The 13,337-nt window shown below is 67.3% G+C and carries 9 protein-coding genes; 1 reads left to right on the top strand and 8 read right to left on the bottom strand.

Annotated features, from left to right (window positions below):
- The first annotated feature begins 24 nt into the window (after window positions 1–24).
- Window positions 25–2,781: a dermonecrotic toxin domain-containing protein gene (locus tag KSS93_RS05120; RefSeq protein WP_217887421.1), complete on the top strand. Its 2,757-nt coding sequence runs from the start codon at window positions 25–27 to the stop codon at window positions 2,779–2,781.
- A gap of 303 nt (window positions 2,782–3,084) precedes the next feature.
- Here KSS93_RS05120 and KSS93_RS05115 read toward each other — a convergent pair whose 3' ends face one another.
- The 8 genes from KSS93_RS05115 to glnE all read right to left on the bottom strand — a co-directional run bounded on the left by KSS93_RS05115 (window position 3,085) and on the right by glnE (window position 13,139).
- On the bottom strand, window positions 3,085–4,527 hold the full coding sequence (locus KSS93_RS05115; RefSeq protein ID WP_217887420.1) for a lipopolysaccharide kinase InaA family protein: 1,443 nt from the start codon (window positions 4,525–4,527) through the stop codon (window positions 3,085–3,087).
- Window positions 4,527–5,279 (bottom strand): lipopolysaccharide kinase InaA family protein, encoded by a 753-nt coding sequence (locus KSS93_RS05110; protein ID WP_217887419.1) that lies wholly within the window; start codon window positions 5,277–5,279, stop codon window positions 4,527–4,529. Before KSS93_RS05110 ends, KSS93_RS05115 begins: the two co-directional genes overlap by 1 nt.
- Window positions 5,276–6,010 carry a lipopolysaccharide kinase InaA family protein gene (locus KSS93_RS05105; protein ID WP_217887418.1) on the bottom strand — a complete coding sequence of 245 codons (735 nt, stop codon included), beginning with the start codon at window positions 6,008–6,010 and terminating at the stop codon, window positions 5,276–5,278. Before KSS93_RS05105 ends, KSS93_RS05110 begins: the two co-directional genes overlap by 4 nt.
- Window positions 6,010–6,816, bottom strand: a complete 807-nt coding sequence (rfaP, locus tag KSS93_RS05100; protein ID WP_217887417.1) for a lipopolysaccharide core heptose(I) kinase RfaP — start codon at window positions 6,814–6,816, stop codon at window positions 6,010–6,012. Before rfaP ends, KSS93_RS05105 begins: the two co-directional genes overlap by 1 nt.
- Window positions 6,813–7,937, bottom strand: coding sequence for a glycosyltransferase family 4 protein (locus KSS93_RS05095; protein WP_217887416.1), 1,125 nt, complete (start codon window positions 7,935–7,937; stop codon window positions 6,813–6,815). The genes rfaP and KSS93_RS05095 overlap by 4 nt, the downstream gene beginning before the upstream one ends.
- Window positions 7,937–8,995 (bottom strand): lipopolysaccharide heptosyltransferase I, encoded by a 1,059-nt coding sequence (gene waaC, locus KSS93_RS05090; protein ID WP_217887415.1) that lies wholly within the window; start codon window positions 8,993–8,995, stop codon window positions 7,937–7,939. The genes KSS93_RS05095 and waaC overlap by 1 nt, the downstream gene beginning before the upstream one ends.
- On the bottom strand, window positions 8,996–10,045 hold the full coding sequence (gene waaF / locus KSS93_RS05085) for a lipopolysaccharide heptosyltransferase II (protein WP_217887414.1): 1,050 nt from the start codon (window positions 10,043–10,045) through the stop codon (window positions 8,996–8,998).
- A 160-nt stretch (window positions 10,046–10,205) separates the two neighbouring features.
- Entirely contained in the window at window positions 10,206–13,139 is a 2,934-nt protein-coding gene (glnE, locus tag KSS93_RS05080; protein ID WP_217887413.1) for a bifunctional [glutamate--ammonia ligase]-adenylyl-L-tyrosine phosphorylase/[glutamate--ammonia-ligase] adenylyltransferase, read from the bottom strand.
- Window positions 13,140–13,337: the final 198 nt, after the last annotated feature.

Here is a 13,337-nt window from a genome sequence, read left to right as displayed (position 1 = left end):
GCTCCCTTCGCCTGGAGCCGGACCATGACGCCCTTGCATCGCTTTGAACAACTCGACCAACAACTCACCGACCTGCAACAGCACATGCCCAGGTTGCAGCCAGACCTGCCTGGCCCGCAGATGCGCCGGCAGCTGTTCAACGACCTGGCAGGCTTCTGGAGCGACACGCCGGCAGCAGAGCCCTCACGTCGCGAACAACTGCAACGCTTGCGCCGCCAGCAACTGCTGGCAGAAATCGAGCTGCGCCTGGCCGACCAGACCCTGCACGACGACCATATCGCCCTGCTGCGCACCTGCCTGGAACTGCCGCTGGGCTGGCAACGCAATCACCTGCCCGCGGCATCACGCCCGCAAATCTTCCGCCCTGTTTTCAGCACCCTCAGCCCCAACCGCAGGCTACAGGTCCCGGGGCTGCTGGTACTGGTTGCCGGAGCCTCGGCCGATAGCGCAGCGCTGCCCGGCCAGACCCCCGGCAAGGCCCTGCTGTGCGGCCTGGGCAATGGCGTCGAAGCCTTCGCCAGCCTGGCCGAACTGCACCAGGAGCTGTGCGAGCGTATCGACGACCCGGTGCAGGGCCAGTCGCTGCTCGGCTTGCTGGGCGACCCGCAGCAGCGCGAACAGCTGGCCCACGCCGACCGCCTGCGCTACGAGCACTTCGACGAAGACCTGGTGCAGTACCAGGCCCAAGCCGTGGTCGATGTGCAACAGCAACGCCTGACCCAAGCCTGGACCGTTGCCTGGCAGCATGGCGTGGCTCCCGATACCCAAACGCTGGGCACCGCGCTCACCCGGGCGCTGGAGCTCGCCCCGCTGATGGACAGCCGCCACGCCTTGGCCACCCGTTACGCCCTGCTGCTGGAAAAACACCTGCCGGCCTGGCAGCAGAACGCCTCACCTCAGGCCCTCAGCCACGTCATGCAGACGCTCCAGGCACTGGCAGCAGCCATCACCCAAGCTGCGGCTCCCGGCATTCTCACCCTTGAGCAGTTTCGCCAGCGCGACACCCTGCTGGGCTGGACCCGCCAGCGCCTGCGCGAACGCCTGCGCCGCGACCCCGGCCTGCACATCGCCCCCGAAGACATCCAGATCAGCGTCACCCTGGCCCGGCAGCTCGGCCCGCTGGTAAACCCCTTGCTGCCTTCGGCGTACATCGCGGTCTCCAGCAACCCGCGCCCGGGTGGCACCGTCGAGCTGGTGCAGGTCACCTATCAGCTGGACGAACTGGCCCTGTACAACATCGCCTGGTTCGACACCGACTACTGGTTGACCGCACGTGTGCAGCACAAGGACGGTACCCCCCTGCCCACCCTCACCGCGCAACGGGTCAAAGCCATGGTGCGCGAGCTGGACGCCGGCAGCGGCTACCAACGCCACCTGCGCCGGCAACTGCTCGACTCACCCGAGGGCGCCTGGCGCCAGTGGGCCCACGGCCTGATCAACCGCGCGCGGATGCACGCCGAGCTGGTCAAGGCCCGCTATGCAGGCCATCTGCTGCCAGACCCGTTCGAGCGCAGCTACCACTGGGCGCTGGCAGTCATCGGCCAGCCTGTACCAGCCGAGCTACCGCAACTGACCGTGCGCCAACTGGTGATCCAGGGCCACACCGTGCAGGGCGTGCTGCTGATCGACAGCGCAAAGGCCGGCAGGCCGGCACTGCTGCTCTACACCCCCGATGCCCCCGACCGCCGCCCGTGGCGCGACTACCGCAACACCCGCGCGCTGCTCAAGGCCCTGCGCGCCAGCCAGGGGCTGCGTGACTATGTCAGCGAACGCATGCCCCACGCCGACGCCGCACAGGTCGACAAACTGCTGCGCAAGGGCCGACTGGGTCCGGAACTCGCCACCCCGGCGATTACCGGCGAATTGTTCACTGCGCTATACCGCGCCGAGGTGCACGCCCTGCTTGCCGAGGTCGATGCCGGGACCCGCAGCAACCGCGAGCTGCTTGGCCAGGCCGGGCTCAACGCCCTGCACCTGCTGCTCGACCTGGTGGGGCTGGTGCTGCCCTTTCCGGCACTTTCGGCCCTGGCCTTCGGGCGCGCGGCCATCAGCATCTGGGACGGTTTCGAGGCGATGCGCCAGGATGACCACGAAGCAGCCCTTCACCATGCGCTCGGCGCGTTGAGCCATAGCGTCGACGGCATCAACAGTTTTGCAGGCTCGGCCGTGTTGCGCCGTGCCTTTCGCGGCTTGCCGCACCAGCCACCCGTGCCGCTGGCCGACCACTACGTGGCCAGGCCCGAACTCGGCCGCCTGCGCCTGCGCAACATCGGCCCTCAGGGGGATGTTATCTACGAAATGACCGGCACCGACCCGGGCCTGTCCCAGTACTTCATCCGCGACAAGCTGGGCCGCCACTACCAGGTGGCCTTCGACGGCCAGCGCTGGCGGGCCATCGACCCGCGCCAGCCCGACGCCTACCTCAAGCTGCCACTGCGCAGGCAAGCCGATGGCGAGTGGGTGGTGGACTCGGCGCTGCGCTGGCATGACGGGCTGCCAGACCTGCGGCAGTTGCTGGAGGGTTGCCAACTGCCGGCAACGGCGGGGGCCACAGCGGTCGGGGGCGAGGCCGGGTTGTTCGCTGATGGCGGGCAGTTGCAACTGCAGGTTGGCACCTGGCGCCTGCCGGTACGCCGGCACTTGCTGGCCGGGCACTACCACTTGCAGGTGGCTGCCAGCACGGTCCAGGTGTGGGTGGTGTTGCGCAAGATGGATGAACAGTGGCGCATCCGCGTGCGCCAGGCGGGGCTCAGCAGTGAGTGGCTGGCAATACCAGGTTGAAGCGGCCCTTTTTTGTGTCGGCTGTACCGGCCTCATCGCCGGCAAGCCGGCTCTCATAGAACTGCACATAACTCATTGATTTAGCAGGGACCTGAGGGAGCGGGCTTGTCGGGGTGCCAAACCACCACGAAGCAGGCGACGCGGTGTCTGGCACCGGCTTCGCCGGTGTTCGCGGGCAAGCCCGCTCCCACAGGGGCCGCGGCGGGTTCGTACCCAGTTCTCTGCGCGACAGCGCAGCCCGCAGGGCTGGGTAATCTCCTACAGGGATTGCGTCAGCGCTTGGGAATTGAGCAAGACAATGGCTCAGTCCGCCAGCTTGGGCAGCACCTGGTCCAACCGCTGATGCAACGCACTGCTGCTCGGCCAGTTGCGCAGCAACCGCGCCCGGTCGCGGGCGAAGGCCGGGGCGAAGCTCAGCTGGGTGGCGTGCTGGCACATGGCGTCGAGGTCGATCAGCGACCACTGGCCATCTACCCAAAACAGGTTGTGGCCCTTGAAATCACCATGGCTGATGCGTTCGCGAATCAGCTGCTGCATCAGTTGCACCAAGGCCTCGACCATCTCGTCCGGCGCCTCGCCGCTATCGACGAAGGCCGCAAAGCACGCCGCCAGGTCCGGCCCGTCGATGTATTCAGTGACCAGGTAGGCGCGGTTGCGCAGGCCCAGGGTACGGGTTTCCAGCACCGCCAGCGGGCGCGGCGTGGCGATGTCGAGAAAGCCTAAACGGTGGCCTTCGATCCACGAATGCCAGGCGCGGCTCGGGCGCCAGAAGCGCTTGAACCAGTGGGCGGTGTTCTTGATGTTGTAGCGCTTTAGCACCAGCGGCCGGCCATCGACCTCGATGCGCGCCACGCTGGCTGCGCCGCCGGTCTTGTACAGGTGGCCCTGGTCAAGCAGCGCATCGGCTTGCTGCAATACCGGCAGCATGGCCTGCACTTCGCCCCGGCGAATCGCCCGCAGGCCCGACAGGTTGCGCTCGACGCTGAACAGCGTGCACTCACGCCCGGCCTTGGCCAGGTAGTCCTTCAGGCGCCAGTTGCGCACCTTGTCCACCTGCTTTTGCAAGGCTTCCAGCGGCAGCGCATGCTCGGCGTTGGCCATCACGTAGTGCACCAGCGCCTCTTCGATGAACGGCTCCAGGCGCTTGGGCAACTGGGCGAACAACACCCCGAGGTTTTCCAGCACGCGCTGGCGCGACAGCTGCTGGCCGGGGGTTTCGGCCTTGATGCCGGCACCGTCGATCAGGTACAGCTCACCGCGCTGGCGCAGCAGGTTGTCCAGGTGCAGGTCTTCCTGCCACAGGCCCTTGGCGTGCATGTGCGCCACCGCCGTGAGCGCCTCGCCCAGCACCTGATGCTGCTCGTCAGCCAGCATCGGCAGGTGCTCAACCTCGGCCCAGGCGTCGGCCAGGCTCTGGGCGTCGTCCAGAAACTCGAACAGCAGCCAGCCGCCCTCGCCTTCCTTCAACCCGTCGGCCAGCAGGCGCGGCGTGCTCAGGCCCTGCCCGGCCAACAGCCGCGCACCCTCCAGCTCACGCTGGAAATGCCGCGCGGCGTTACTGCCCACCAGCAGCTTGGCCAGCACCTTGGTGCCGCGCCAGATACCGGCGCCGACATAGCGCTGGCCCGGCAGCACCCGCAGCAGGCTCAGCAGCTGCAGGTCGGCCGGCCCGGCGGCATCGGCCAAGGTGATGCTGAGCGGCAGCGCCGGGCTGCGCCCGGCGGCCTTGAGTTCGGACAGGCGCATCAGCGGGCCTCCTTGTGGCGGCGGCGTTGGGTCAGGCGTTGCAGCCAGGTGCCCACCACCGCGCTGTCTTGTGGCTGCCCGAGGTAGGCGCCCAGCAGCACCCGCACATCAGCCTCGCTCCAAACCGCAGCGCGGCGCAGCAGCGGCTCCAGGTCCTTGACCCGGTCACGCATGCCAAACAGCAACGGGCGGGTTTTCTCCAGGTCGATCAACTGCGCCTGCCAGCCTTCGCGGCGCTCACGCAGGAAGATGTGCTTGGGGTAGAAGCAGCCGTGCATCTGCCCGGCGCCGTGCAGGGTGCGCGCCAGCTGGCCGCAGGCCTGCAGAATGCCCTGGCGCTGCGCGGCAGGCAGCTGCGCCCATTGGGCCAGCAGTTGGTCGAGATCGGTCCACTCGTCCAGGGCGCGGGTCAGCAGCACCGCGCGGTGCTGGCCGCCCTGCTTGCGCTCGCCGTAAAACACCGCCTGCAGGGCCGGAATGCCGAGCTTCTGGTAGCGGCTGATGTTGCGAAACTCGCGGGCGAAGGTGGGTTCGCCGAACGGGCTGTGCAGGGTACGCGTCAGGTAGTCGCTCTGGCGCTTGAGGTAGTAGCCCTTACCCTCCAGCTCCAGGCGGAACACGCTGCTCCAGCCGCCGCGGCCAGTGTTGGGCTCGTCCACCGCATCCAGTTGCAGTGCCCACAGCGCCTCGAAATCGCCCAGGCCATGGCGTGTCAGCAGCGCCTTGTCGGCGCCGGCCAGGTAGTCGGTCATTCCCTTCCCTCGAAAAAACTCAGCACCTGGCGAATGCGCCGCTTGTCGCGGGCGGTCAGGCGGTCATGCCGGCGGTATTGCAGGTAGAAGCGCAGGCGCTGGGTCGCCGACAAGTGGTATTTGGCGACCTTGTCCAGGCACGCCAGGTCCTTGATCAGCCGGTGGCGCAGCATGAAGCCGCGCCAGAAGTCGCCGGTGGGGCAGTCGATGAAGAACAGCGTGCCCTGGTCATCCACCAGCAGGTTGCGCCACTTCAGGTCGTTGTGGGCAAAGTGGTGGTCGTGCATCTCGCGGGTATGCCGGGCCAGCTGACGGCTGACATGCTCAACCCAGGCACGGTCTTTCAAGCGTGGGTCGTTGCGCTCGGCCAGCGCCGAGAGGTCCTCGGTGTTGGGCAGCTCGCGGGTGATCATCGCGCCACGGCCAAAGGCCAGGCCGTTGCGCTCCAGGCCCCAGGCCACCACTTCGGCGGTGGGGATGCCCCACTTGGCGAACTGCTTGAGGTTCTGCCATTCGGCCTTGATCCGCGGGCGCCCCAGGTAGCGGCGCATGTGCTTGCCGGCGCCGGTGTAGCGCTTGACGTAGTAATTGACCCCGTCACGCTGGATGCGAATGACCTCGCTCAGCGGGTCACGGGTCAGGCGCTCGCCCTGCAGGGCGAACACCGCATCAATGCTGCCGAAGTCCGCCGCCAGGTGTGTATAGCCTGGCGCCAGTGTCCAACCCGCCATCAGAGTGCATCCCCATAGCGTTGTTTACGGTCGTAGAGTTTCTGCGCCTTGCGCTCCAGCCAGGCGAGCAGCGCCGCCTCGTCCTTGAGCACCTGGCGCAGCGGCTGGCGGAAGTAGCCGCGCAGGAAGCGTAGCTTGTCGCGGCGGGTCAGGCCGATGTCCAGGGCCGAGAAATACAGCGCGGCCAAGTCCTTGTCGCGCCAGCGGCGGGTAATTGTTGCGCGGGTTTGCGCGCGGTGCAGGTCGATCACCGACAGCTTGAAGTCATCCGCCGTCACCGGGCGGTCGGTGTGCAGCAGGAAGTGGCAGATGTAGCAGTCGCGGTGGTTGACCCCAGCGCGGTGCATGCCGCCGGTCATCTTAGCCACCTCGGCGATCAGCGCGTGCTTCAGGCGCGGCTCGGGCGGCTGCTTGAGCCAGTTCAGGCTGAAGTCTTCCAGGCTGACGGTGGGCGCCAGCTCCTCGGTGACGATGAACGAGTGCTGGGTAGCCGGGTTGCTGCCACGCTCGCCGTAGGCGACGGCGGTCATGGTCGGCACGCCGACTTCGTGCAGGCGCTGGATGGCCCGCCACTCCTGGCCGGCACCAAGTACCGGCAGCTTGGCGCTGAACAGGTTCTTGAAGATCTCGCCCCAGCCAATGCCACGGTGGATCTTGACGAAAAAACCCTCGCCAGCGACTTCGGTGCGCAGGGTACGGCGGCCTTCCAGCTCGCGGTACACCTCGCCCTGCAGTTGCTCCACCGCCTCGAACGGGTCGCGCCCGGCCCACAGGCGCTTAAACGGCTCGGCCAAAATCAGCTTCATGCCTGCCCCCCGGCCAGGATCACGTCGGCGGCATGCTGCGGCATGCTGTACAGGTCGGCGCTGTCGGCAAAGGCCACGCCATTGCGCGACCAGGCCGCGCGGGCGTGGTTATCTTCGAGCATGCGTTGCAGGTAGCCGTTGAGCTGGTCCTGCTCGAACGGGTCGTCCAGCACCAGGCCGCTGTCGGCCTCGGCGATGTAATGGGCGTAGCCGCACACCTTCGATACCAGCACCGGCAAGCCGGCCACCAGCGCTTCGAGCAGCACGGTGCCGGTGTTTTCGTTGTACGCCGGGTGAATCAGCAAATCGGCGCCCAGTAAAAAGCGCGGGATATCGCTGCGCCCCTTGAGGAACTGCACCTGCTCGCTTAAGCCAAGCGCGGCGGCCTGCACCTGGAACAGCTTGGGGTCGTCCTGGCCGATGACCATCAGCCGGGTGCGCTTGCGCAGCGCCGCAGGCAAGGCCGCCAGGGCCTTGAGGCTGCGGTCCACGCCCTTGGTCTTGAAGCCCGAACCGATCTGCACCAGCAGCAGATCGTCATCGCCCAGGCCGAACTCCTGGCGGAACTGCGCGCGGATGGCGTCGGCGTCGGCAGGGCGCCGGCGGTCATGCGAGATACCCGGCGGCAGCAGGTGAAAGCGCCGCTCGGGCGTTCCGTAATGCTTGATGAACAGCGGCTGCTGCACCTCGGAGATCATCAGGATCTCGGTGCGCGCATCGCGGGCGAACACTGCCCGCTCGTACTCGGCAAAGTGCCGGTAGCGGCCCCAGCGGCGGTACAGGCCGCCGCGCAGGGTCTGGGCCTTGTCTTCAAAGCAACCGTCGGCGGCGTAGTACACGTCCAGCCCCGGCATCTTGTTGAAGCCGATCAGGCGGTCGACCGGGCGCTTGGCCAGGTCCGCTTCCATCCAGGCGCTGAGCTTCTCGTTACGGCGGTGGTTGAACAGCGCCTTGACCGGCGCCACCAGCACCTCGAAGCCCGGCGGAATGTCGCCTTCCCAGATCAGCGTGTACACGCGGATCTGGTGGCCACGCTTCTGGCACTCCAGGGCGATGCGCATGAAGTCGCGCTGCAGCCCGCCGAAGGGGAAGTATTTGTAGAGCACGAAAGCCAGTTGCATCAACGAACATCCTCAGCCAGCAGCAGCGCGCTCAAGCGGCCCGCCACATGCTCGGGATTCAGGCGAGTGAAGCACAGCGGCCACTCGCGTTTGAGATCGAACCGGCGCAGGTCCTCGGCGCTCGGTTTGTAGGTGCACTTCTTCTGCAGGCACGGGGCGCAGGGGAAGTTGCTGGCCTGGTGAACCTGGGCGCGTCCGTAGGCGCCGGTCAAACCAGGATTGGTGGGGCCGAACAGCGAAATGGTCGGCACATCCAGGGCAGCAGCCAGGTGGCCGAGGCCGGTGTCCACGGCCACACAGGCCTTGGCAGCGGCCAGTACCCGGGCAACCCCTGCCAGGTTCAATTTGGGGAGCACCTGGCAGTTGCTCAAGCCTTGGGCGATGCGCTCGGCGCGGGCCTTCTCCGCCGGGTTGCCCCAGGGCAGCAGCACCTGCAACTGGCGCCGGCCCATGCGCTCGGCCAGCTCGCGCCAGTAGGCCTCGGGCCAGTGTTTGGTGGCCCAGGTGGTGCCATGCAAAAACACCACGTAGGGCGCGGTGGGCGGCAGTTGCAGGCGCGCAAGGTCCAGGCCGTAGTCGCCCAGGCCTTCGGGAATGTCGTAGGCCAGGGCCAGGGCGAACAGCTGGCGCACCCGCTCCACCGCGTGCTGGCCGACCGCAACCGACAGGCGCCGGTCATAAAAACGGCTGGCCAGGCCCTCGCGGGCCGAATAACGGTCGAGCCCGGCCACCGGCGCTTTCACGTAGCGGGTCAGCCAGGCCGACTTGACCAGGCCCTGGGCGTCGATCACCAGGTCGTACTTGCGCTCGCGCAGGCGCTGCTTGAACGCCTTCCACTCGCCGCTCTTGAGGGTTTGCCAAAGGTTCTTGCGCCAGCGCCGAATGGCCACCGGGATCACCTGGTCGACCGCCGGGTGCCAGCCGGGGATCTCGGCGAAGCCTTCTTCCACCACCCAGTCGAAACGGATGCCGGGGATGGCGTGGGCTGCGTCGGTGAGCGCCGGGAGGGTGTGAATGACGTCGCCCAGCGACGACGTCTTGATGATCAGAACCCGCACTCAGTCAACCTCGGCCACGGTATCGATCAGGTTCGGCCCGCCCAGGCTGTGCAGGGCGGCGATGACTTTTGCAGGGTCCAGCAGGCGCAGGCAGTTGTAGTGGCCGAAGCGGCAGGTGCGCTCGAAGCACGGGCTGCACTCGATGCCGGTGCGCACCACCTCGACCTGGTCGGCCAGCGGCGGGGTGAAGCCTGGCGAAGTCGAGCCGTACACCGCCACCAGCGGGCGGTTCAGCGCCGCGGCCACGTGCATCAGGCCGGAGTCGTTGGACACCACCGCCTGGGCGCAGGACATCAGGTCGATGGCCTCGGCCAGCGAGGTTTCGCCGGCCAGGTTGTACGACTCTTCACGCAGGCCCGGGATCAGCCGGTCACGAATCTGCTCGCCCACCGGGTGGTCGTTCTTGGAGCCGAACAGCCACACCTGCCAGCCCTGGCGAATCATCGCCTCGGCCACTTGCGCGTAGTGCTCGGCCGGCCAGCGCTTGGCCTCGCCAAACTCGGCGCCGGGGCACAGCGCAAGCACCGGGCGGTCCAGCTCCAGGGCAAACTTGGCCAGGGCGGCGTCGCGGCTGACGGCCTCGATCTGCAGGTTGGGGCGCGGGTAAGGCTGCGGCAATTCAGTGCCCGGCGCGTAGGCCAGGGCCATGAAGCGCTCGATCATCAGCGGGTAGCGGGCCTTGTCCAGCTTGCGCACGTCATTGAGCAGCAGATAGCGCATTTCGCCACGCCAGCCGGTGCGCTTGGGGATGCCGGCAAAGTACGGCACCAGCGCCGATTTGAGCGAGTTGGGCAGCAGGATCGCCTGGTCGTACTGGCCGGCCAGCGACTTGCCGATGCGCCGGCGCGTGGCCAGCTCCAGCGCGCCGTGGCCGAGCGGGAAGCTCAAGGCCTGGCGCACCTCGGGCATGCGCTCGAGCATCGGCCGGCTCCACTCGGGGGCCAGCACGTCGATCGCGCACTCGGGGTGCTGCTGTTTCAGGCACTGGAACAGGGTCTGCGCCATCACCATGTCGCCGACCCAGCTGGGGCCAATGATCAGTATTCTCATGCTTTATCCAGAAACATTCGGGGAGGCTGCAGGCTGATCTGCAACCTGGCCTCCCCTCTTTATATTCAGGCTATGTGGCGGACAGTGTACCACCTGGGTTCCTGATCGCGGGGCAAGCCCGCTCCCACGCGCTGTGGGAGCGGGCTTGCCCCGCGATGAATCAGGTCAGGCCCAGCTCACCCCACACCCGCCGCACCTCGCGGCGCTCGTCGACAAACTGCCCGGCATCGATTACCCCGGCCTGCTTCTGCAGCGCCTGGCGGTGCGAGGCGGCGCGGAACGCCTTGTACACCTCGCGCAGCAGCACGGCGTCGCTGGCGGGCATCAGCCCGGCCTGCTCCAGCTCTTCGAGGATGCGGATGTTGTCGGTCCAGCGCAGCAGTTCGGGGTGGCCGTGGGACCAGGCCAAAGCGGCGTATTGCACCATAAATTCGATATCCACGATACCGCCGGCATCCTGCTTGATATCGAACGGCTGGCCGGCCTCGAAGGCGTTGCCGGCAAGGCCTGCGCCGGTGCCCTTGCTGCCCAGGTTGTCGCGCATCTTGGCGCGCATCTCGCTCACCTCGGCGCGCAGCTTGTCGAGGTCGCGGGCCTGGCCAAGCACCCGTGCGCGCACACCCTCGAACGCTGCGGCCACCTGCTGGCAGCCCACCAGCACCCGCGCCCGCACCAGCGCCTGGTGCTCCCAGGTCCAGGCCTCGGCCTGCTGGTAGCGCTCGAAGGCGCCCAGCGAACTCACCAGCAGCCCCGAGGCGCCGGAGGGGCGCAGGCGCATGTCCACCTCGTACAGCTGGCCGGAGTTGGTCTGGGTGGTCAGCAGGTGGATGATGCGCTGGCCCAGGCGGGTGAAGAACTGCGCGCCGTCGATGGGCTTGGCGCCGTCGGTTTCGGCATTGGGGTCGCCGTCGTGGATGAACACCAGGTCCAGGTCCGAGCCATGGCCCAGCTCGATACCGCCAACCTTGCCGTAGCCGACAATCACGAAGCCCGGGTCGCACAGGCTGCCATCGCTGCGCTGCGGCTGGCCGTAGCGCGCCACGGTGTGGCGCCAGGCCAGGGCCAGCACCTGGTCGAGAATCGCCTCGGCCAGCCAGGTGAGGTAGTCGCTGACCTTCATCAGCGGCAGGTTGCCGGTGATCTCCGAGGCGGCCACCCGCAGGCTGTGGGCCAGCTTGAAGTGACGCAGGGCCTCCATCTGCTGTTCCAGGTCGTCCTCGGGGATGCGCGTCAGCCGCTCGCGCAGCTCGGCCGCAAGCTCCGGCGCCAGCGGCGGGCTGAACAGCCGGCCTTCGTTGAGCAGCTCGTCGAGCAGCAGCGGGTAGCGGGCGATCTGCTCGGCGATCCACGGGCTGGCGGCGCACAGGGTCAGCAGGCGGCGCAGGGCGCCGGGGTTTTCGGTGAGCAGCACCAGGTAGGCCGAGCGCCGGGCCACGGCCTCCACCAGCGGCAGCACCCGCTCCAACACCAGGTCCGGGTTGGCGTGTTCCACGGCCTGGGCCAGCAGCCGGGGGATGAAGGCATCCAGGCGCTCGCGGCCAATGCGCTGCATCGAGCGCAGCGCCGGGCTCACGCGCAGGGCGGCCAGGCGTCGCAGGGCCTCGGCCGGCGCCTTGAAGCCAGCCTCCTCCAACTGCCGGCAGGCCGCTTCTTCATCCTGGGCCTGCTCCCACAACGGCGACCACTCGCCGCCCACCACCAGCTCGCCTTCGGCTTCGTCCTCGTCGGGGTCGGCGATCACCTGGCGGAAGTGCCAGTCGATACGCCCGCGCCAGTGCATAAGCTGTGTGTGGAACGCAGCCCAGTCGGCAAAGCCGAGCATGTAGGCGATGCGCTCGCGGTCAGTGTCGCCATCGGGCAGCATCTGCGTCTGCTGGTCGGCGATGGCCTGGATGGCATGCTCGGTGTAGCGCAAGAACTCATAGCCCTCGCGCAGCTCGGCAACCACTGCCGGTGGCAGGTAGCCCTGGCCCTCCAGGGTGGCCAGAACTTTAAGCAGCGGCCGCTGTTGCAGGCTCAGGTCGCGCCCGCCGTGAATCAGCTGGAAGGCCTGGGCGATGAACTCCACCTCGCGGATGCCGCCGGCGCCCAGCTTGATGTTGTCGGCCATGCCCTTGCGCCGCACTTCCTGCTGGATCAGCTGCTTCATGGTGCGCAGCGCCTCGATGGCCGAGAAGTCCAGGTAACGCCGGTACACGAACGGGCGCAGCATCTCCTGCAACTGCGCGCCAGCCGCCTGGTCGCCGGCCACCACCCGCGCCTTGATCATGGCGTAGCGTTCCCAGTCGCGGCCCTGGTCCTGATAGTACTGCTCCAGCGCGTTAAAGCTGAGCACCAGTGCGCCGGCCGAACCGTAGGGGCGCAGGCGCATGTCGACGCGGAACACGAAGCCGTCGACGGTCACCGGGTCCAGCGCCTTGATCAGGCGCTGGCCCAGGCGGGTGAAGAACTCCTGGTTTTCCAGCGAGCGCTTCACCCCCTCGGTTTCGCCGCCTTCGGGGAAGGCGAAAATCAGGTCGATGTCCGACGACAGGTTCAGCTCCACCGCCCCCAGCTTGCCCATGCCCAGCACCACCATGTGCTGCGGCTGGCCGCTGCGGTTGCCCATCGGCGTGCCGAACTGCTGGCAGTGGCGCGGGTACAGCCACTGGTAGGCTTCATCGATGCTGGCGTCGGCAAGGTCGGAGAGGTCGCGGCAGGTTTCGCCAAGGGCTGCCTGGCGGGTGATGTCGCGCCAGATGATGCGCAGTTGCTGGCGGTTGCGCTCGCGACGCAGGTTGCGCGCCAGCTCGTCTTCGCTTTGCGCGGCATCGGCTGCGGCCTTTATCTGCCCGCGCAGTTCGCCCGGGGCGTACCCGCGGTCCATCTGGCCGCTGGCCAGCAACTCGAACAGCACCGCCGGTGCGCGCTGGGCCTGGGTGAGGGCGAACTCGCTGGCTGCACACACCTGGTCGAACTGCTGCTGATGGGCGGCGCTCCAGGTACTGGGGGTCAATTCCGGGTGGGCGGCCAGGGCATCGGCCAGGAATTGGCGGTTACGGGCGACCAGCGGTTGCAGGGTGGCAGGCAGATCGAGCGGCAAAGGCAGGCGCATGGTCTATCCTTGATCGGCGTGAAAGAGAGGGGTTGTGGCAGAAAAAACACAGCTGAATGACAGTTGGACTGTCATACAAAAGTTGTAAATAGCTGAAAAAAGCGAAAACCTGGTTGAAAACATCAAGAATCACCCGATCGCGGCACATCGCCAACCAACAGGAACGTTTTTCTCCACAACCCGGAGTGCGACCAAACG

Origin of the sequence: Pseudomonas xanthosomatis (assembly GCF_019139835.1) — a bacterium.
In the GTDB taxonomy this organism is placed as follows: domain Bacteria; phylum Pseudomonadota; class Gammaproteobacteria; order Pseudomonadales; family Pseudomonadaceae; genus Aquipseudomonas; species Aquipseudomonas fakonensis.
The sequence above is the reverse complement of the archived record's forward strand: the minus strand, read 5'-3'. Positions and strand labels throughout refer to the sequence as shown.